20 protein-coding genes and 1 tRNA gene are annotated in these 19,967 nt (G+C 64.7%); 8 read left to right on the top strand and 13 right to left on the bottom strand.

The window, feature by feature from the left end; all coding sequences use genetic code 11:
- Nucleotides 1-30: 30 nt before the first annotated feature.
- Nucleotides 31-1,287: a molybdopterin molybdotransferase MoeA gene (locus tag N2605_RS04535; RefSeq protein WP_260345928.1), complete on the bottom strand. Its 1,257-nt coding sequence runs from the start codon at nt 1,285-1,287 to the stop codon at nt 31-33.
- Nucleotides 1,288-1,296: 9 nt separating this feature from the next.
- On the bottom strand, nt 1,297-1,824 hold the full coding sequence (gene mobB / locus N2605_RS04530; protein ID WP_225139053.1) for a molybdopterin-guanine dinucleotide biosynthesis protein B: 528 nt from the start codon (nt 1,822-1,824) through the stop codon (nt 1,297-1,299).
- Between the two features lie 208 nt (nt 1,825-2,032).
- On the opposite strand from mobB, the gene N2605_RS04525 reads away from it, so the two are divergent.
- Nucleotides 2,033-2,923, top strand: coding sequence for a formate dehydrogenase accessory sulfurtransferase FdhD (locus tag N2605_RS04525; RefSeq protein WP_260345927.1), 891 nt, complete (start codon nt 2,033-2,035; stop codon nt 2,921-2,923).
- Between the two features lie 64 nt (nt 2,924-2,987).
- On the top strand, nt 2,988-3,560 hold the full coding sequence (gene mobA / locus N2605_RS04520) for a molybdenum cofactor guanylyltransferase MobA (protein WP_260347408.1): 573 nt from the start codon (nt 2,988-2,990) through the stop codon (nt 3,558-3,560).
- A 5-nt stretch (nt 3,561-3,565) separates the two neighbouring features.
- Here mobA and N2605_RS04515 read toward each other — a convergent pair whose 3' ends face one another.
- A complete protein-coding gene (locus N2605_RS04515) occupies nt 3,566-3,865 on the bottom strand; it encodes a hypothetical protein (protein ID WP_109145958.1) in 300 nt (99 codons plus the stop codon).
- Between the two features lie 110 nt (nt 3,866-3,975).
- Between N2605_RS04515 and N2605_RS04510 the strand changes: the two genes are divergently transcribed.
- Nucleotides 3,976-4,206, top strand: coding sequence for a hypothetical protein (locus N2605_RS04510; protein ID WP_036011421.1), 231 nt, complete (start codon nt 3,976-3,978; stop codon nt 4,204-4,206).
- Nucleotides 4,207-4,247: 41 nt separating this feature from the next.
- On the opposite strand, the gene N2605_RS04505 is transcribed toward N2605_RS04510, so the two are convergent.
- Genes N2605_RS04505 through N2605_RS04495 form a run of 3 tightly spaced genes read right to left on the bottom strand, consistent with a single transcriptional unit; the run spans nt 4,248 to nt 8,205 of the window.
- Nucleotides 4,248-6,197, bottom strand: coding sequence for a molybdopterin biosynthesis protein (locus tag N2605_RS04505; RefSeq protein WP_036026617.1), 1,950 nt, complete (start codon nt 6,195-6,197; stop codon nt 4,248-4,250).
- 13 nt (nt 6,198-6,210) lie between these two features.
- The gene (locus tag N2605_RS04500) at nt 6,211-7,317 is read right to left on the bottom strand and encodes a molybdopterin-binding protein (protein WP_036026618.1); all 1,107 of its coding nucleotides are present in this window, start codon (nt 7,315-7,317) and stop codon (nt 6,211-6,213) included.
- Nucleotides 7,318-7,377: 60 nt separating this feature from the next.
- Entirely contained in the window at nt 7,378-8,205 is an 828-nt protein-coding gene (locus N2605_RS04495; RefSeq protein ID WP_036026620.1) for an ABC transporter substrate-binding protein, read from the bottom strand.
- A gap of 281 nt (nt 8,206-8,486) precedes the next feature.
- Between N2605_RS04495 and N2605_RS04490 the strand changes: the two genes are divergently transcribed.
- Nucleotides 8,487-9,380: a helix-turn-helix transcriptional regulator gene (locus N2605_RS04490; RefSeq protein WP_036011436.1), complete on the top strand. Its 894-nt coding sequence runs from the start codon at nt 8,487-8,489 to the stop codon at nt 9,378-9,380.
- 101 nt (nt 9,381-9,481) lie between these two features.
- Nucleotides 9,482-10,696 (top strand): ABC transporter substrate-binding protein, encoded by a 1,215-nt coding sequence (locus N2605_RS04485; RefSeq protein WP_036026621.1) that lies wholly within the window; start codon nt 9,482-9,484, stop codon nt 10,694-10,696.
- A 188-nt stretch (nt 10,697-10,884) separates the two neighbouring features.
- Here the strand turns inward: N2605_RS04485 and N2605_RS04480 are convergent, their stop codons facing one another.
- Entirely contained in the window at nt 10,885-11,859 is a 975-nt protein-coding gene (locus tag N2605_RS04480; RefSeq protein ID WP_260345926.1) for a TAXI family TRAP transporter solute-binding subunit, read from the bottom strand.
- A 106-nt stretch (nt 11,860-11,965) separates the two neighbouring features.
- Between N2605_RS04480 and N2605_RS04475 the strand changes: the two genes are divergently transcribed.
- From N2605_RS04475 to N2605_RS04465, 3 genes are all read left to right on the top strand, one after another.
- Nucleotides 11,966-12,940 carry a Bug family tripartite tricarboxylate transporter substrate binding protein gene (locus N2605_RS04475; protein ID WP_260345925.1) on the top strand — a complete coding sequence of 325 codons (975 nt, stop codon included), beginning with the start codon at nt 11,966-11,968 and terminating at the stop codon, nt 12,938-12,940.
- Nucleotides 12,941-13,275: 335 nt separating this feature from the next.
- Nucleotides 13,276-13,351, top strand: a tRNA-Ile gene (locus tag N2605_RS04470).
- Nucleotides 13,352-13,585: 234 nt separating this feature from the next.
- On the top strand, nt 13,586-14,158 hold the full coding sequence (locus tag N2605_RS04465) for a hypothetical protein (protein WP_225144730.1): 573 nt from the start codon (nt 13,586-13,588) through the stop codon (nt 14,156-14,158).
- 266 nt (nt 14,159-14,424) lie between these two features.
- Here N2605_RS04465 and N2605_RS04460 read toward each other — a convergent pair whose 3' ends face one another.
- The 6 genes from N2605_RS04460 to arcA form a co-directional block, all read right to left on the bottom strand.
- Entirely contained in the window at nt 14,425-15,060 is a 636-nt protein-coding gene (locus N2605_RS04460) for a response regulator (RefSeq protein WP_036035698.1), read from the bottom strand.
- Between the two features lie 164 nt (nt 15,061-15,224).
- Nucleotides 15,225-15,857 (bottom strand): response regulator, encoded by a 633-nt coding sequence (locus tag N2605_RS04455; protein WP_057026149.1) that lies wholly within the window; start codon nt 15,855-15,857, stop codon nt 15,225-15,227.
- A 60-nt stretch (nt 15,858-15,917) separates the two neighbouring features.
- Nucleotides 15,918-17,054: a sensor histidine kinase gene (locus N2605_RS04450; protein WP_225144729.1), complete on the bottom strand. Its 1,137-nt coding sequence runs from the start codon at nt 17,052-17,054 to the stop codon at nt 15,918-15,920.
- Nucleotides 17,055-17,473: 419 nt separating this feature from the next.
- Entirely contained in the window at nt 17,474-17,701 is a 228-nt protein-coding gene (locus N2605_RS04445) for a hypothetical protein (RefSeq protein ID WP_141697668.1), read from the bottom strand.
- A gap of 34 nt (nt 17,702-17,735) precedes the next feature.
- On the bottom strand, nt 17,736-18,572 hold the full coding sequence (locus N2605_RS04440; protein WP_036011475.1) for an outer membrane beta-barrel protein: 837 nt from the start codon (nt 18,570-18,572) through the stop codon (nt 17,736-17,738).
- Between the two features lie 118 nt (nt 18,573-18,690).
- Nucleotides 18,691-19,953 (bottom strand): arginine deiminase, encoded by a 1,263-nt coding sequence (gene arcA, locus N2605_RS04435; RefSeq protein WP_225144728.1) that lies wholly within the window; start codon nt 19,951-19,953, stop codon nt 18,691-18,693.
- Between the last annotated feature and the right edge of the window lie 14 nt (nt 19,954-19,967).

Here is a 19,967-nt window from a genome sequence, read left to right as displayed (position 1 = left end):
GCGCAGCGGCTGCGTCAACGTTAGGCGGCATCAGATCAGGCTGGCGTAGGGCAGGAAGCCGACATCCTGCCCCGGCTCGACATTCGTGATGTCCTCGCCGAGTTCGACGAGGCCATCGGTCTCGACCACCGAGGATAGGAGCCCTGCCCCTTCGCGCGGGAACTTGATCGCCTCGAGCCCGCCGTCCTGCGCGCGCCGCAGCGAGGCGCGCACATATTCACGCCGGCCGGCCTTCTTCTTGTAGGTGAACGCCGCGCGCAGCGGGATCGCCAAGAGCGGCTCCGGCAAGGCGCCCGACAGCGCCAACGCCGTCGGTCGCACCACATGGACGAATGTCACGAAGCTCGCGACGGGATTGCCGGGCAGTCCGATCAACGGTGTGCCGCCGATGATGCCCATCGCCACGGGACGGCCGGGCTTGATCGCCATCCGCCACAGCACCAGCGAGCCGATGCTCTCCACCGCCGCCTTGACGTGATCCTCCTCGCCGGTCGAGACGCCGCCGGTGGTGAGGATCAGGTCATGGCCGCCTGCGACCTGCTTCAGGCCGCGCGCCAGCGACGCTCGCTCATCGCGCAGAATGCCGAGATCGCTGACCTCGCAGCCCAGCCGCCGCAGCATCGCCATCAGCATGAAGCGGTTGGAATCGAACAATTGCGAGGCGGCGCGCGGCTCGCCGGGCGAGGCGAGCTCGTCGCCGGTCGAGAACACGGCGACACGGATGCGCCTGACGACGTCGAGCCTTGTCAGGCCGAACGCGGCGGCAAGGGCGACGTGCTGCGGCCGCAGGCGCTGGCCGGCGCGCAGCGCGACCTGACCTTGGGGAATGTCCTCGCCTGCGGGCCGCACATTTGCGCCGGGCTTCAGCCCCGGCGGCAGCACGATCCTGCCTGAAGCATCGATGCGGACGTCCTCCTGCATGAAGACCGTCTCCGCATCCGGCGGCATCGGGGCGCCGGTGAAGATGCGCGCGGTGTGGCCGGGCTTGATCGGCGCTTGCGCAAGGCCGCCGGCCTGGATGCGGCCGTCAAGCGGGAAGGCCTGCTCTGCGCTTGCCGGAAGGTCGGCATTGCGCACGGCGTAACCGTCGACGGCGGAGTTGGTGAACGGCGGCAGCGGCAAAGGCGCGGCCAGATCGCGCGCGAGCACGCGCCCGTCGGCATCGACCAGCGCCACCGTCTCGAGATCGACGATGGCGTTGACGCGCGTCGTGATGAGGCCGACGGCTTCGTCGACCGACATCATCGGGCCGCCGAAGGCAAAGCAATCGTCCGACAGTTGCGCCATGGTGCCTCGTCAGCGTGTCGCTGCGCTTCTTGCTACCGCTTCCTCGACCGGCATCGCCGCCCGTATCATCAATGCCGCCGCGCCTTCGATATCGTCGAGATGGACAGTCGGCAGCCTCGTGTCAATCGCGACGTCGGTCGCAATCCCGGCAATTCCGGGATCGTCCGGAAACAGCAGCGGCTTGCCATTGGCGGCACGATGCACCTCGATCTTGCGGTGCGGCTCGCGCTTGAATCCCTCGACCACGACGAGATCGACCGCGGAGAGCTTGTCGAGCAGCTCCGGCAGCCGCGGCTCCGCCGCCCCGCGCAGCTCATGCATCAGCGCCCAGCGTTTCGACGAGGCCACCAGAACCTCCGCCGCGCCGGCCTCGCGATGGCGCCAGGAATCCTTGCCGGGCACGTCGACGTCGAACTGGTGATGCGCATGCTTGATCACGGAGACGCGCAGGCCCTGCGCGTCGAAATGCGGGATCAGCCGCGTCAACAGCGTTGTCTTGCCCGCACCGCTCCAGCCTGCAAGGCCGATGACTTTCATTCCAGCTCTCTTTTCCAGCAACCAGCGCTCGCCGATGGAACCACCATCCCCTCCCCTCATTGCGAGCGCAGCGAAGCAATCCAGACTGCCGCTGCGGAAAGATCCTGGATTGCTTCGCTGCGCTCGCAATGACGACAAGGTGGCATTTCGCTCTCTCCCCGCCATGCTTATATCGGCTTGACCCGAATGTCATGCTAACCTCGCCGCCATGATGAAGATCGACAAAGCCCCGGTGCCCCTGATCGTCCCCAATCCGGACGACCCGCGCCTGACCCAGAGCGTGACCGGTACGGACCAGACCGGCGCCAGGGTCGAAATCAAGGTGCCGATGGAGCGGCCGCTGACGCTCTATCTGAACGCGCAGGAGATCGTCACCATGATGACGATCGGCGACTACCCGGAATATCTGGCGCTCGGCTATCTGCTGAACCAGAACATGCTGAAATATAACGACGTGGTCACCGAGGTCGAGTACGACGACGACCTCCGGGTGGTCGTCGTGCGCACCTCACACCACACCAATTTCGAGGCCAAGCTGAAAAAGCGCACGCAGACTTCCGGCTGCGCGCAGGGCACCGCCTTCGGCGACCTCTTGGAGGCGGTCGAGAGCGTCGCGCTGCCCAAGGCGGAGCTGCGCACCTCCTGGCTCTACCAGATGACGCAGACCATCAACACCATGCCCTCGCTTTATCTGGAGGCCGGCGCGATCCACGGCTGTGTGCTGTGCAAGGAAGGCACCCCGCTCTGCTACACCGAGGATGTCGGCCGCCACAACGCCGTCGACAAGATCGCGGGCTGGATGTACCGCCACGGCGTCGACGCGTCCGACAAGATCCTCTACACCACGGGGCGCCTCACCTCCGAGATGGTGATCAAGACGGTGCGCATGGGCATTCCGATCCTGGTGTCGCGCTCCGGCTTCACCGCCTGGGGTGTCGATCTGGCAAGGCAGGTCGGCCTGACGCTGGTCGGGCGCACCCGCGGCAAACGCTTCATCGCGCTCGCAGGCGAAGAGCGTATCGTCTACGACCAGAACCTCGCTTATGTCGAAGAGGAATCGGTCAAGCACAAGCGCAAGGGTGAGGGCGGTGACGACTGACCTGTCCGCGGCGCATGTTCCGCCGACTCTCGGCGTGCTGCTCGCCGGCGGGCTCGCGCGGCGCATGGGCGGCGGCGACAAGCCGATGCGGACCATCGGCGGCCGCACCATTCTGGAGCGCGTGATCGCGCGCCTTGCGCCCCAGTGCAGCGGACTGATCCTCAACGCCAACGGCGATCCCGCCCGCTTTGCCGCGTACGGCTTGCAGGTCGTCGCCGACGACGTGCCCGGCTTCCCGGGTCCCCTCGCCGGCATCCTCGCGGCGCTCGAGTGGACCGCGGCGAACCGGCCGGAGATCGAATGGGTGCTCAGCGCCGCCGGCGATTGCCCGTTCCTGCCGCGCGATCTCGTCGCGCGCCTGCACGAGGCGCGCGCGAGCGAGAACGCGCAGCTAGCGGTCGCAGCCTCAGGCGAGCAGTCGCATCCGGTGATCGGCCTGTGGCGCGTCGCCTTGCGCGAGGAGCTGCGCCACGCGCTCGTGGTCGAAGACCTCCGCAAGATCGACCGCTGGACCGCGCGCTATCCGCTTGCGACGGTGACGTGGCCGACCGAGCCGCTCGATCCGTTCTTCAATGCCAACACGGTCGAGGACATTGCCGAGGCCGAGCGGCTGGCGGCGCTGGATGACGCGTCTTAGCGACTCTATGATTTCGGAAACTCGTTGAGGAGCTGCGCCCAGATGATCGCGAAGGCGATCAGGCCGCAAATGCCGACGGCAGTGGTGAAGCGCGGCAAACGGCCGATCGCAACCAGCACCCAGGCCGGCAGGAAGAACGCCCCGAAGACCATGCCCAGCGGAAACACCGCGAGCCATTGAAAGCCGCTGCCGTCTCCGGGCGGGACATTCGCGATGTAATGGAAGGTGTAGAGCCAGAACAGCGTTCCGGCCGCCGCGACGAGAGCAGCGATCTTGCGGAAATTGAGGGGCGTCGATGCAGTCATGACCTGGCTCATGTTCCTTGGTCGCTGCGGCGCCCCGCCAAGTTCATGACGTCTTGAACCGGACCTGGAACGGGAGCGACCACAGGTCTGGACATTCCCCGGACGAAGCCATGGCCGCCCCTCTCTTGAATACTATCTTCGAATTCGTCGACTTCGTCTTCGATCTCTCCGAGACGATCGATCGCACGAGGCAGCTGAGCAAGCCTGACATCGTCGAGGTGCCGCCGGATCCAAAGCCGCTGCCACCCGCCGCGCGGCGCGCGCTTGCCGAGGCCGAGGATCGTGAGCGCAAGCGAGAGCAGGCCGCTCAGGCCGCCAGCCGTACCGACCAGGCATCGTAGCCGTAGACCTCTCATGGCTCGAACGCGTCGTGGTCCCTCGTCTATGCGGGCCGGAAGCCCGCTCGCGCGAGCGACGCGCGTACCTCGTTCGAGCCGAGTGCGTCGAGAAACGCCTGCACTGCCGGCCGTTGCTTTCGCGCACTCACCACCGCGAAGTCATAATGCTCTTCCGCGAGCGGAATGAAACCGAGGCCGACGGCGTGGGCGACCGGCGCAATGGTCATGCCCCAATCGGCCCGGTGCTGCGCGACGGCCGCCGCCACCGCGTTGTGCGAACGCGGCTGGTTCCAGTAGCCTTCCGGCCGCGCGCCGCCGAGCAGCCGGTCGATCAGGATGCGCGTGCCGGCGCCCTGGTTGCGGTTGACCATGATGCAGGCGGGATCAGCGAGCGCCGCCGCAACGGCGTCCTTTCCACCAAGACCTTCGAAACGTTTGTCGTCCTTGCGGAAGACGATGCCCTGCATCCGCCGCCAGCCTGGCACGAGCTCGAGACCTTCGACGAGATAGGGCGTGTTGTAGGTCTCGCTTCTATCGTCGAACAGGTGGATCGGCGCGAGATCGCATTCGCCACGTTTGGCTGCTGCAAGCCCGCCGAGGCTGCCGACCGCGATCGAGCGCACGGTGAGACCAGCATGCGCGAGCTGTGCGGTGACGAGATCGAGGCCGGTGCAATGGCTGCCGACGATGACGAGATCCGGCACGCGCACATGCGGCGTGAACAGCGTCACCTCGGTCTCGGTGCCGGCCGGCATCTGGTCGGCAAGTGCGTCGATGCGCAGAAAGCCGTCCGCCTGAGCAAAGGACGTGATCGCACCAGACCCCTTGCCGGAGGGATAGGCGATGAGGCCCTCCCTGCCCTCAACCAGCGAGACCATGACGAATTCGGTGCGGCCGAGCTCGGAAGCGATGCGTACCGGCACGGTCGCGTTCACCTTGGCATCGGAGCGCCGCGGCAGTCCGGCCATCCTGCGCAGCACCGGCACGATCATGTCGTGGAAGGTGAACATCGCCGAAGTCGGAAAACCCGGCAGGATCACGACAGGCTTGCCGTCGCACACCGCAAGACACAACGGCTTGCCGGGCTTGAGCGCGACGCCATGGGCGATGATGCCGGGTGCGCCGAGCCGGCTGATGATGCGATGAGAGAGGTCGCCCGCGCCTTTCGACGTGCCGCCCGAGAGCACCAGCATGTCGGCTTCCGCAAGCGCGTTGCGCATGGCGGCTTCGAGCCTGGCTTCGTCGTCCGGAACAGCGCCGAGGAAGACGGCCTCGCCACCGTTTTCGTCGACCGCGGCCGCGACGATGGCGCCATTGGTATCGTAGATCTCGGCGGGCCCGAGCACCTCGCCGGGCTGAACCAGCTCATCGCCGGTGGAGATCACGGCAACCCGCGGCCTGCGCGCGACACCCACCTCGGCGATGCCGCAAGCCGCCAGCATGCCGATCTCGCGCGAGCCGATGATGGTGCCGGCGCGCAGCAGCGCCTCGCCCCGCGCGATGTCGGAGCCGGCATACGAGACGAATTGCCCCGGCGAGACGGCGCGACGGACATCGATCGCATCCTGGCCGGCCGGCTGGGTGTGCTCGACCATCACCACGGCATCGGCGCCGCGCGGCAACGGACCGCCGGTGGCGATCGCCGTTGCGGTTCCGGCCGCCACCTGCAGCGTCGGCGCGGTCCCGCAATGAACGGTCTCGCCATTCAGCGCGAGGCGCACGGGCGCGCCCTCGCCGGCCGCCGCAAGGTCGGCGGAGCGCACGGCAAAGCCGTCGACATTGGAGCGGTCGAACGGCGGCACGTCGATCGTTGCCGTGATATCTTCGGCGAGGGCAGCGCCCAGCGCGGCTGCGAGCTTGCGCGTTTCAGTTCGAAGCGCGCGCGGGAACAAGGCCGCCTCGAAGCGCGCCAAGGCCTCTTCGCGCGACAGGATCTTGAGGAACTGCTCCTGCTCGAGCGCGCTGCGGTCCGGTGATTTCGGGATCATCGTCATGCCAGAACCCTTATCACGCCCGCATCAGATACGCATCGATCGGCGTACCTGCCGCAAATCCCTCGTCGCTGGCGGAAATGAGCAGCCATGCGTCCGCACGGGCGATGGCCTGAAGCGGCCATTCGCCCACGGCAAGCGGCATCCAGGCACGATGTTCCTCAGCCAGCAAAGCGATCTCCGTGATGCCGACGCTGGAGGCGATCTTTCGCGCAAGCGGCAGCGACACTTTTCGACGCGGCCGACGCGCCGACAAACGGTCCGCGAGCGGCAGCGCGAGTGCAAGCCAAGCTGCAAGCGCGGAATCGGGCGAGCCGGGCAAGGCGACGACGGGAACCCGTCCCAGCCGTCCGACCGCAGCGGTGCGTCCCGGCTGCAGCGCAAGGCCGTGCGCCATCACCTCGCCGCGCCGGGCGAGGGCGGCGATGGCGGCGTCCTGGCGGCCGACGCCGCTGCCGCCGATGGTCAGCAGGACATCGCAGGAGGACGCATCGAGCGCATCGGCAATCGACGCTGCATCGCGCGCACGCGCTGGACGCGTTTCCACATCCAGTCCCGCTGTGTGCGCGATCCCGGCAATCGTCTGCGCCGCGACCGTCCCACCCGGCACATTGACTATGCGCAGCCGCGGCCGCCTCACGGCGAGTTTGTCCCCGCCCGCCGCACGCGCCAGCAACAGGTCCGCCGCACGGATGGGATGGCCGGCGTCCCCCACGGCCCTACGCGCGGTGATGTCGCTGCCTGCGCGCCTGACACCCTGCCCCGGCGCGCCCTCTGCGAGCACCTGGGCAAGCGGCCCCGACGTCTCCACGGCGTCGGCATCGAGCACGCAGTCGCATCCCGCCGGCATCGCCTCGCCCGCCTCGACCCATGCAGGAGCCATTGCCAGCGGCACGGGCGAGTAAGCGGACGCCCCGACGAGATCGTTGGCAGATAGCGCCCAACCATCTACGGCCGCAACATCCCGGGAAGGATAGGCGGCAAGCAGCGGCGCACCCGCCGCGATGCAGCCGATTGCGTCCGCCAGCGGCACCTCCATCGGCGCGACGGGATCAACGCCCCGTAGCAGCGCGGCGAGCGCGGTGTCGAGCGGCGTGAGCGAAGGCGGCAGGCGCTGGGTCATGCGCCATGAGGACCATGCATCGTCCGGTTTGGCAACCGCCGGCGGTCCCGGCCTCAACCCTCAGCCGCCCGACCTGTCCGAATTGGGGAAGAACAATTGCTGCCCGTCCACCTTGTAGCCGGCAATCGCCGTCTGCCCCTCCGGCGATGTCAGCCAATCGACGAAGGTCTGCGCGAGGTCCTTCTTCACGTTCGGGAACTTCGCAGGGTTCACCAGCATCACACCATATTGGTTGAGCAGCCGCCGGTCGCCTTCGACGACGATGTCGAGATCGCCGCGATCGCTGAACGCGATCCAGCTGCCGCGATCCGCAAGCACATAGGCATTGGCCGCGCGCGCGGCCCCGAGCGATGCGGCCATGCCGGGCCCGGCCTCGCGATACCAGGCGCCCTTGGCGCTCGCGATGTCGATGCCGGCAACGATCCAAAGCGCGAGCTCCGCGGCATGAGTGCCCGACCGATCGCCACGCGTCACGAACGGCGCGCCTTTGGCTTCGATCGCCTTCAGCGCCGTCGCGATGTCCTTGCCCTTTACGCCCGCGGGATCGCTCTTCGGCCCGATCAGCACATAGTCGCTGTACATCACGTCGTATCGCTTCACGCCAAAGCCGTCGGCGACGAACTTCTCCTCCTGAGGCCGCGCGTGCATCAGCACGACGTCGACCTCACCCCGCCGCGCCCCATCGAGCACTTCGTCGGCGCGCCGCGCGATCACGGTGACGTCGATGCCGGTCTTGTCGCGGAAGATCGGCAGCAGATAGTCGAGCAGCCCGGATTCCTGCGTCGCCGTCGTCGAAGCGAGGACAATGCTGCGGTCCTCCGCGGCCGAAGCCGCAACGCCTGCGGCAAGGCCGCAGAGAAGCGCAAGTGCAACGGACAGGCGGCCCATGATCGGATTCCCTCAGGTTTGACGCCGTCATGATGATGATCGATTGCGCCGCACTCGTGACGCGTTTTGCGCTGCCGGCCGGGAAATTTCGGCAAGTTCATCGCGGCGCACCGGGCGCGCGATCTCTTTAGGATCGTTCACCAAAGCAGAGATCGCGCGTGCGGATGTGTTGCAAAGCAGCGAGATGATCGGGCATGGTTCCCTGCGACAAATATCTGAAATGCAGAATTCCACCTGCGTCGGACGTCAAAAAGAAGCAAGAATTTGCATAGGAATGCAGGATGGAATTCCTGACCACCAGCGAAGCCGCCGATTACCTTCGGCTCGGCGAACGCAAGCTTTACGAGCTCGTCACCACCGGTGCGATCCCCTGCAGCAAGGTGACGGGGAAATGGCTGTTCCCACGGCACGAGCTCGACCTCTGGGTCCTGTCGGGCCTCGCGCGCCCGGCCGGCATGTTGATCGCCGAGCCGCCGCCGGTCGTGGGCGGCAGCCACGACGAACTGCTCGATTGGAGCCTGCGCGAGTCCGGCTCCGGGCTCGGATCGATGAGCGAGGGCAGCGCGCGCGGGCTCGAGCGCTTGCAGCGCAATGAGGTGATGGCTGCGGCGGTGCACTTCCACGCGCTCGACGCCGGCGACAATTTCTCTAGCGATGCCAGCATCGAAGCGCTGCGGACCACGCCGGACCTGCATGATGCGGTGCTGATCGCGTTCGTGCGCCGCGAAGAGGGTCTCCTGCTGCCGCACGGCAATCCCAAGCACCTGCACAGCCTGACCGACGTGCTCGCAGCCGGGGCCCGGATGGCGATGCGGCAACAGGGCACGGGCGCGCAGATGCTGCTCGACGTGCTGCTCAAGCGCGCCGGCGCCTCGATGCGGGACTTGCGCCGGATCGAGACGCCGGCGCTGACCGGCCCGGATCTGGCCGAGCTGGTTCGCGCCGGCCAGGCCGATTGCGGCATCGCGACGCGCGCCGCGGCGCGCTCGGCCGGTCTCGATTTCGTGCCGCTGGTCTGGGAGAATTTCGACCTCGCGATGCGGCAGCGCAGCTATTTCCGCCCCGCCATGCAGGCCTTGCTCCGCTTCCTGAACGAGCGGCGGCTGCGCCAGCGCGCGGAGGAGCTGACCGGCTACGATCCCTCCCCCGCAGGACAGATCCGCTTCGCAGCCTGACATTGACGCCAGCCCCCTAATAGTTGCAAAAGAAACCAATTCGACCGGGCCATACCCGGACAAGTAACACCGGCCAATGAGCCGGATCAGGGAGGACAAGCGTGAACCCAATCAGATTTGGAGTGCCCGTCGCGGCCGCCTTGCTGGCGACCCTGCTGTCCGGCGCGGCGTCGGCGCAGGTTTCCGACGACGTCGTCAAGATCGGCGTGCTCACCGACATGAACGGCCCGGCCTCGGCGCCGACCGGCCAGGGCTCGGTGACCGCGGCGCAAATGGCAATCGACGATTTCGGCGGCAAGGTGCTCGGCAAGCCGATCAGCGTCGTGATCGGCGACCACCAACTCAAGGCCGACATCGGCGCTTCGCTGGCGCGGCGCTGGTTCGACGTCGAGCAGGTCGATCTGATCGTGGACGTGCCCGTCTCGGCGGTCGGGCTCGCGGTGCAGACCATCGCCAACGAGAAGAAGCGGCTGTTCATCACCCACTCCACCGGCACCGCCGATTTCCACGGCAAGTTCTGCTCGCCTTACGCCATCCAATGGGTGTTCGACACCCGCGCGCTCGCGGTCGGCACCGCGGACGCCGTGGTCAAGCGCGGCGGCGACAGCTGGTTCTTCATCACCGACGATTACGCCTTCGGCCATTCGCTGGAGCGCGACGCTTCCGCCGTCGTCACCGCCAATGGCGGCAAGGTGCTGGGCTCGGTGCGGCCGCCGCTGGCAACACCCGATCTCTCCTCCTTCGTGTTGCAGGCGCAGGCCTCCAAGGCCAAGATCATCGGCATTGCCGCCGGTCCCCCCAACAACATGAACGAGATCAAGACCGGCGCCGAGTTCGGCGTGTTCAAGGGCGGCCAGCAGATGGCGGCGCTGCTCGCGCTGATCACCGACATCCACGGCATCGGCCTACAGGCGGCGCAAGGCCTGCTGCTGACCACCTCGTTCTACTGGGACATGGACGACAAGACGCGCGAATGGTCGAAGCGCTATTTCGCCAAGATGAACCGGATGCCGTCGATGTGGCAGGCCGGCGTCTATTCCAGCGTGATGCACTATCTCAACGCCATCCAGGAGACCGGCAGCGACGATCCGCTGAAAGTGGCGGCCAAGATGCGCGAGAAGCCGATCGAGGATTTCTTCGCCCGCAACGGCAAGCTGCGCGAAGACAATCTGATGGTGCACGATCTCTGGCTGGTGCAGGTGAAGACGCCGGAGGAGAGCAAATATCCGTGGGACTATTACAAGATCCTCACGACTATTTCCGGCGACAAGGCGTTCGGCCCGCCGGACCCGGCCTGCCCTCTGGTGAAGAAGTGAGATTGGCGAATATGAGGCCGCGATGACGGTGTACCCTCTCCCCTTGTGGGAGAGGGTGGATTCGCGAAGCGAAGCCGGGTGAGGGGTTCTCACCGCGAGCCCAAGTCTCATTTGAATGCGCGGAGACAACCCCTCATCCGGCGCTTCGCGCCACCTTCTCCCACAAGCGGAGAAGGGAAGTAAGAGAGCTACTTCACCACCCCTATCTCGCGAAAATACTTCATCACGCCCGGATGGATCAGCTCCGGCCTCGGCGCGGCCGCGACCGTGTTCGGGGCGGTGGTCTCGCAGGCCTGGGCGAGCTTCTTGCAGAACGTCGCCTCATTGCCGTGCAGCGTCTTGGCGAGGCGGTAGGCGACGTCGTCGGGCAGATCCTCGCGCGTGAGGATGAAGCTCCAGGAACCGAGCGAGGCGATCGGCTCGGTCTGCTTCGGGTAGGAGCCGGCCGGCACGGTCAGCGGCTTGAGGAACGCATGTTTGGCGCGGATGCGGGCGATCTCGTCAGCACTCGGCGCGATGAAGCGCGCGCCTGATGCGCTCGCGGCGACCGCGGCAAAGCCGGGCCAGCCGATGCCGGCGCCCCAGAGCGCAGCGACGCGGCCGTCCTCGACCATCGCGGGGCCGTCGCCGGCGCGGTCGAGATAGACAGCCTTGAAGTCCTCGTCCTGCTTGAGGCCGAGACCATCGAGTACATAGCGCGCCAGGATCGGCAGGCCGGAGCCCCTGGCACCGAATGCGACGGGCTGACCGACGAGATCGCGGATGGTCGTGTAGGGGCTGTCGGCGCGCACCACGAACATGCCGGGGTTGGAATAGATCGCGGTGAGGATCTTCAGCGCTACCTTCGCACGGCCGATGCCGGCGAAAGCCTCGTAGGCCGGCTCGCCCGCAACCAGTGCGAGATCGAGCTCACCCTTCTCTAGAAGCGGGATGTTCTCGTTGCTGCCCTTGGTGTTGCGCGGGACGATGATGAGTTGCGGATCGGCCGCGTTCATTACCTCCGCGAAGGCGTTGCCATAGAGCGGGAAGCCGCCGCCGGGCGTGGCCGTTCCCAAGCTGAGCGTCGAGCTGATGGTCGTGGTCGGAATGGCCGTGCCTCCGGTTTGGGCGGCGGCGGGGCTGGCGAGCAGCGCCGCACTGATGAGGATCGTCGCGAATCTCATGGTCGTCCCTGGCGGAGCTGCGTCAACACCGACTTGCGGCGAAGTAGGCAGCCGCCGGTTTTTGTGAAAGCATGCAGCCAACGACAATAGAACAATGGGAGGTGTCATGTTGCGAATTTTGCGTAAGAGTGTTTTCGGGCTCGCAGTCCTGTTGGGTCTTTTCAGCGCCGCCCCTCCCGCCGCCGCCGCATACCCCGACCGTCCGGTGCACTGGCTGATCGGCTTTTCCCCCGGCGGCCCGGTCGACATCGTGGCGCGGATCATGGCGCAGTGGCTGTCGGAGCGGCTCGGCCAGCAATTCATCGTCGAGAACCGCACCGGCTCCGGCGGCAACATCGCCGCGGCCGCGGCGATCAACGCCCCGCCGGACGGCTACACGCTGCTGTTCGTCGCGCCCAACAACGCAATCTCGACCTCGCTCTACAAGAAGCTGCCGTTCGACTTTTTGCGCGACACCACCCCGGTTGCGAGCATCATGCAGCTCACCAACATGCTGGTCGTCTCCAACGCGTTCCCGCCGAAGTCGGTCAAGGAGTTCATCGACTACTGCAACGCCAATCCCGGCAAGATCTCTTATGCCTCCTCCGGCAACGGCACCTCGGTGCACATGTCGGCGGAGCTTTTCAAGGTGATGACGAAGTGCGACATGGTGCACGTGCCCTATCGCGGCTCGGCCATCGCCTTCCCCGACATCATCTCCAACAAGGTGCAGCTGATCTTCGACAACCTGCCCTCGGCGATGGAGCAGGTGAAGGGCGGCAACGTCCGCGCGCTCGGGGTGACCTCGCCGCAGCGCTGGCCGAGCGTGCCCGACGTGCCCGCGATCGCCGAGACCGTGCCCGGCTTCGAATCGGTCGGCTTCTACGGCATCTCCGCGCCGAAGGGCACTCCGCCCGAGGTGATCGAGATCCTCAACAAGGCCGTCGGCGAAGCGCTGAAGGACCCGAAGCTGGTGGCAAAGCTCGCCGAGACCGGCGGCATCCCCAAGCCGATGACGCCGGCCGAGTTCGGCAAGCTGGTCGCGGACGAGACCGCGAAGTGGCGCAAGGTGGTCGAGTTCGCCGGGGTCTCGGTGGACTAGGCAGCGGCCGTGCCGCCGAGCGCAGCCGCACGATGCTCGAGGGGGCCAACAGGCCCTCTCAAACAAAGTTGCGAAAACAACCCCATGCACAGTAGACGAGGCCAGTGATTTCAATGGGTTACCCCCCACGTCGAAAAAACCTGCGAAAACGCGGTTTGCTTCGTCGGGCAAAACAGGGTTATACAGGCATCATCGCCAATTTCGGTTATTCGAAATTTATCAATGATGCCGTGCCGGCGTTCCCATCCACCAGCGCCAGCATTGCACCCCCGCCTCAGGCCCTGTAAACGAACCGCGCACCGTTGCCGGCCGCGCCTCGCGGCCGCCTCGCGGCGGGGCCTGTAGCTCAATGGTTAGAGCCGGCCGCTCATAACGGTCTGGTTGCAGGTTCGAGTCCTGCCGGGCCCACCACGCTTCGCCCTGCGGGCTACGCGTGGCGCAGCCGAGCAGCGGCCCGAAGGGCGAAGCGTGGTGTCCGGCGTAGCTGAGCGCAGCGGAAGCGAAGACGGACTGTTGAGGCGAGTTCGGCCAAGCAGGCCAACGCTACAGATCAAAGTAAGCATGCGAAGGCTGCCGCCCCGGAGCTGACGGTCGAAAGCCGTTCGTGCTTGCAACTCCAAGGACCTTCTCGATAAATTCGCGACCATGACCACCTTTGCTGAAGCCCCGGAGAAAGCGGCTCGTAGGCTACGGTGGCTGCCCCTTATTGCAGCTATCGCCACGGTTACGACTGCGACCCCCCTTGCTTGGGACAGTAAGAACTTCGGCACGTTTCTGTTTGTCATCTCAGTCTACTTGCCTGCGGTGGCATTAGTTGGCCTCGGCCTTTGCATCTGGGCAGGAGTCGAGAGGAAATCACCCCGAGCGCGTCCGATCGTACTCTCGCTGGTGGTCATGCTCGCGCTGATCGGCGGAACATTTTGGGCAGTGCCGTCGGCGAAGGATGAACTTCGGTTTCTGACTTGGTCTCTCACTCACAACGACGCACTGCGAGCGTTCGCCGACAGGGACTCGGTTGTGCTGGATTGGGAAAGCTGGGGGATGGCAGGCATGGAGAACGACGCTTACCTCGTCTCGAACCCGAGCGATAACCTCACCCAAGACGGCGGAGTTTCGGAATGGCTCCGCCACGTCGGATCAAGTTGCGAAATCGTTGCTTCGAAGCGGATGCGTCGTGGAGTCTTTATCGTCACGACTCACAATTGTCCGCTCCGATGAACAACGGCCAAGCGAGAAAGTCAGATCACGAGCCGGAGCTGAGCACCACCATCGCGAGGCGAACCATTGCAAGCTTCCGACACGCCTGCTGGCTGCGGCGCCGCTATCAAGCCCGAACACCAACTTTCGGCGCTGAGAGGTCCTTGAGTCGTCACGGTCGGTCTGCATCGGCCTTTCGGGATCCACGAAGGGATCGATTGCGCGTCCGTTCATTCGATGGTGCACTCTCGATCTTTCGCGAGCAGTCGAAAGCGCTCCCCGCTCGTTCAAGGTGAAACCAGCCGCTTGCGGACAGCATACCGAACCAGCTCGGCGGTGGAGGACATCCTGAGCTTGCGCATGGCCGAGGCGCGGTGGGTCTCGACCGTCTTGACGCTCAGATTCAGGATCGCGCTTATCGACCTGTTGGTGTGCCCCTCTGCGATCAGCTGGACCACGCTCTCCTCGCGCGAGGTCAGCAGCATGTCGGCCCGGTTCTGCTTGTTCGCCTGGTAGTCGCGGAGCAGCTTCTCCAGCAGAACACTCGTGAAGTAGGGTCTGCCGTCGAGCAGCGCTTCGACCGCGGAAATGAGATGGTTGCGAGCGTCGGACTTGAACAGGAAGCCGCGGATTCCGGCCAGAATGGCCTCTGTCAGCAACTCCTCGCTTTCATGCATCGTGAGGATAAGCACCTCGGTTTGAACGTGAAGCGCTCTGAGGCGGCGGCTGACCTCCAGGCCGTTGATGATCGGCATGGAATAATCGACGATCACGATGTCTGGCCTGGTTTCCAGCGCAAGCGTGACCGCCTGCTCACCATTGGTCGCCTCGCCGCTCACGATCCAGTTGGACCGCGTTTCAACAATCGCACGAAGTCCGGAACGCACGATTTCATGGTCGTCCGCAATCAAGATGCGTTTCACGGGTCGTTCCCGTTTGCCTACCCTCGGCCAAGCCAGGTGGACTAGAGCGGTCATCGGCCGTCAGGTCGAACGATCATACGGCGTCCCACAAGAACGGTTATCCAGCAAAACCCTGAGAGATGCAGGCGAAGGTACTGACAGCCACGGATCGCCACGGCTTGCGATCAGGCCTCGACGAGTCCGCTCCGCACCGCGTATCGCACGAGGCCCGCCGTCGAGTTTACCTCCAGCTTGCGCATCGCCGCTGCACGATGTGCCTCCGTCGTCTTAACGCTCAGGTCGAGGATCGCGCTAATTCCCTTGTTGCTGTAGCCCTCGGCAACCAGCTTGACGACGAGCTGCTCGCGCGCGGTCAGCCCATGGTGGTGTCGTTCGCCGTGGGGGCCCGGCTCGCCGTCGTATTCGACAATGCTATTCGTACAGAAGAACGGCCTATGCATCAGCAGCGACTCGACAGCCGCCAGCAGCAGCTTGTTCGCATCAGACTTCACCAAGAAAGCGCGGGCGCCGGCCTCGAACGCCTGCTGCGCTATCAGACCCGAATTGTGCACGGTGAAGATCAGGATCTCGGTTTGCAGCCGATAGTCCCTCATACGCCGCGCCACCTCCACGCCGGTCATCCTCGGCATCGAGAAATCCAGGATGGCGACGTGGGGCTGGCTCTGGATCGCCGCGGCGACCGCCTTGCCTCCGTCAGTGGCCTCGGCCACCACTTCCCAGTCCGCCCGCTGTTCGAGGACCGCCCGCAAACCCGATCGCACCGCTTCGTGATCGTCGGCTATGAGGATACGTTTCATGCAGCACACTCCCTATTCTTGACGGCGGTTCGGGTCACACTTTCGACCCGCCGCCGCTGGCTAGTGTTCTTTCGCTGATTGTGTGCCGGTATCGGCCCTCGTATTGGTCGTGGTCCTTCGTCGATTGCGCCGATTCACTGCAAGGACGTGCGGGAAGACCGCGGACAGAACGGTACCGGAATGCGGCGCCATCCCGCTGGACTGGATGGCCAACGTACCTCCGATCCCGTGCAGTCTTGCTCGCATCGCGGGAATTCCGACGCCGCTCGATAGCGTCCCGGCACCCGGCCTGCCAGGGTGGGGAAGACCGCGTCCATTGTCGCTGATCATCAATTGGAAACGACTGTCGACAACATCGATGACGATTGCCACCTCCGTCGCTTTTGCGTGACGGAAGACGTTCGTCAGAGCCTCCTGAACAACGCGCAGCAGCGAGCGTTGGGCCTCATAAGGTAACCCATCGACCTCCGGCACGATGTTCACCCTCACATGCAACGAGGTGCGCGCCGCGAACCCTTCCGCGTAGCCTTCGATCGTGGCCTTCAATCCGTCACCCGTCAGATCCCGCGGATGCAGCAGATAGGCAAAAGCCCGGAGCTCCCGGAGCGCTTCATCAATCGACGCGTCGATTTCGTCGCAGATCCGTTCGGCGGCTTGTGTGCCGTCAAGCTGGCCGCGGATCCGCATCAAGCCGAGACTCGCGGCAATCAGATGTTGACAGGTCGAATCGTGGAGATCGGAAGCGATCCGCTGCTGAATGCTCTCCTGAAGCGACAGCAGGCCAGCTTCGACATCCAGCCCGTTCCCCCATGTGGTGGGGTCCTCGAAGCGAACGTCGCGCGCCTCGCGATGGCAGCCGATCAACCGGACGACACCGCGGGTCGCGGGATCCAGGATCGGCGTGACCGTCGTTTCCTTCGTGCGGGATGAACCACCAAACGCCAGCCGCTGCCGGATCCTGATCTCAGCCTTCTCCGCGAGGCTCGCCCGAAGTGCTTCGCAGACAGATCTCGCGTCATCCGCGCTCAGGCAATCGGATACATCCATGTCGAGCACGTCTCGCGACGATACGCCGAGCCGGGACTCGAATGCCGGATTGATGCTCTCGTAGACGAAATGTCCGCAAAAGGAGGGGCGCGCGACGAAGAGGAGATCTGCAGAAGAGTTCCAGTAAAGCTCCTCGGTCGATGGTTGCAAACCTACGCGCAGCCAGCGCTTGGGACTGGTTTGCCTCGACTCTCTGGCGGGGGAGCCATGTGGCTTCACTGTACTACTCACTCTATTCCGGCGACTCCCGATATTGGCCACGACGACAATAGCGGGGTCTCTCCCCACCCTGCCGGCGAGAAATCCTCCACCGAATTCGGAATAGCGCACCTGCGGGGTCAATCAACTATACACCCAGCGAACCGCTCATTCAACATGAGGTAGTATTCGTGAGGGATTGAAATCTTGGCCTTCGTCAAGGGCCGCCGAATCTCAAATCCGATGCAATAGAGAGTAAAAATGGCGATGCGCGGCGAACGAGCCCGAATGGCATCGTCGCGCCGCCATTCCGTGGTCGCCGGGCGTCCTCCACCGTTCCCCCGCCTAATGCGCTGACAGGTTCGCCAGGGCTATCGGCTACTGCTCGTGTCCGACTTCTTCTTTCTGGTCGCCTTCGCGGGCGGTGCCGCCGGGGCCGGCGCAATTGCGAGCGGGTGAGATGGTTGCTCCAGACGGCGCGTCGCGGCATCATCCCGAAGTGCATCGGTATCGAGTCGATGGCTACGATCGACCGCATCGCGAGGATCGGCCAGCACGACCGTCGTCATCATGCTTGAGATGATGAGGCAGGTCAGCATTAGAAGGCGTCTTGCCGGCATCTCTCGAGCACCTCTAAAAGGCAAAGTCCAGGCGAGGCCCGATCCGAACGTCCCTGTATCGCCGCAGCGGGACGTTCGAGGTTCGTGCCTCGTAGAGCACGGTCGTCGTGAGCGACACGTTGTTGGCAACGTTGTACTTCAGGCCGAGGTCAACCGAATAGAGCTGATCCTGGCGACCGGTATTGAGTCCATCGGTGAACCAATAGGCTTCGAACAGGGGCGTACTGACGATCGACCATCTGGGATCAAGCTTGACCTCGATTCCGAGCACGGCGTCAAAGCGCCAGCGGCGCGCCTCGGCCAGATCGGAGAAACGGTAGGTCAAAAGCACTAGTGGCGAGAACGTCGCGTTGCCAACGCGGAAATCGCGCGCGACTGAGCCCATCACGTCGTGGGACGTGAAGGCGAGATCGCGGTAGATGCCATCGAAATCATATCGATTTTCGTAAATGCCAGACAAGCGCCAGCCGTCCCAGTTCTCGGTCAGACGCGCGCCCATACGCGCGACGGCGAAATTGCCGTCCTTTTCCCGCGAAAAGGCTTCGTATTGAGCCCGCGCATAGAGCCGGTATGACAGATCGTTGGTGAGGTTCCCGTCAAGCCTGACGCTCACGTCTGGCGCGTAATAGACGTCGGACCTGCGGTTATCGCGGGTGAAGAGCGCGTTGTCGGTGAAAGTCGGCGAGATGGAACCAACGACGCTCCAGGACGGGGCTTGGTAATAAGGAACCGCGTAGGAGGATGTAGCGGCTCCGCTCGATTTGAAGTCAGTGAGATCGAGGTCCGCCGCCCAAGCCGTACTACTGCCGAGCAGTGCGGCAACCGGCAGAAAAAATCCAGACGGTCGCATAGGTCCCCTCCGATGCTGCAGCCGGACACCGGGATTCGTGTCACACTGCGCGCCGATTGTGGCGTGTTAATGTTCAGATGATAAATCACAGGTTGATCTGGGTCGATTCCTCCGCCGGCTAGTAGTCGACCGGATCCCTGGTAATCGGGCAGGTCATGCAGTGACCACCGCCGCGGCCGCGGCCGAGCTCCGCGCCGACGATGGTAATCACTTCGATTCCCTCCTTGCGCAGCAGCGTATTGGTGTAGGTGTTGCGATCGTAGGCGAAGACGACGCCTGGAGAGGCGCAGACCAGATTGGCACCGCTGTCCCACTGAGTTCGCTCTCGCAGATAGGCGTTGCCGCCGGTCTCCACGACGCGGAGCTTCTTCAGGCCGAGCGCTTCAGCTACGACGTCCACGAAAGGCTTCTCGTCCTTCCGCAGCTCGATACCAGCGGAATTGTCCGCCGGCCGGTAGGAGTACGCCGTGATGTTATTGACGATATCGGGGTAAAGCAGCACGCAATCCCGATCGGCGAACGTGAAGACCGTGTCGAGATGCATCGCCGCACGCAGCTTGGGCATGGCCGCCACGATGACGCGCTCGGCGGCCTTTTTCCTGAAAAGAGCGGCGGCAAGCTGGCTGATCGCCTGTCTCGATGTCCGTTCGCTCAATCCGATCAGGACGTTTCCCTTCCCGATCGGCATCACATCGCCACCTTCCAGAGTGGCAAGGCCGTGATCCTGAGTCGGATCGCCCCACCAGACGTGGACCTTGCCGGCGAAATCCGGATGGAACTTGTAAATGGCGGCGGCGAGGATCGGCTCCTCGTGACGCGCCGGCCAGAACAGCGAATTCAACGTTACGCCGCCATAGATCCAGCAGGTGGTATCGCGCGTGTACAGCGTGTTCGGAAGTGGCGGCAGCAGATACTCGGTCATGCCGGCCGCCTCCCGGATCAACCGGAGCATTTCACCGCCATGTGCGTCGGGGAAATCGTGGGTCGACAATCCGCCGATCAGGGTTTCCGCCAGCGCGCGGGGGGCGAGGCTTTCCAGATAGCCGCGGAGCTCGTCAATCAGGCCGAGACCGACCTGGTTTGGGACCACCTGATTGTCGAGGATCCATCGCCTCGCCTCCGGGATGGCGACGGTGTCCGCGAGCAGATTGTGCATCTCGACGACCTCGATGCCGCGGTCGCGCATCTTCTGCACGAAGTCGAAATGGTCGCGCTTGGCATTGTCGACCCACAGGACGTCATCGAACAGCAGCGTGTCGCAATTGGTCGGAGTGAGACGCTGGTGAGCGCGGCCCGGCGAGCAGACCATTACCTTGCGCAACTGACCGACTTCCGAATGAACGCCAAAAGGAAGCGCTCCGTTTGATGTCTGTTGTGTCATGAGCGCAACCTCCG

The organism is Bradyrhizobium yuanmingense, assembly GCF_025200905.1.
Taxonomy (GTDB): Bacteria; Pseudomonadota; Alphaproteobacteria; order Rhizobiales; family Xanthobacteraceae; genus Bradyrhizobium; species Bradyrhizobium yuanmingense.
The sequence above is the reverse complement of the archived record's forward strand: the minus strand, read 5'-3'. Positions and strand labels throughout refer to the sequence as shown.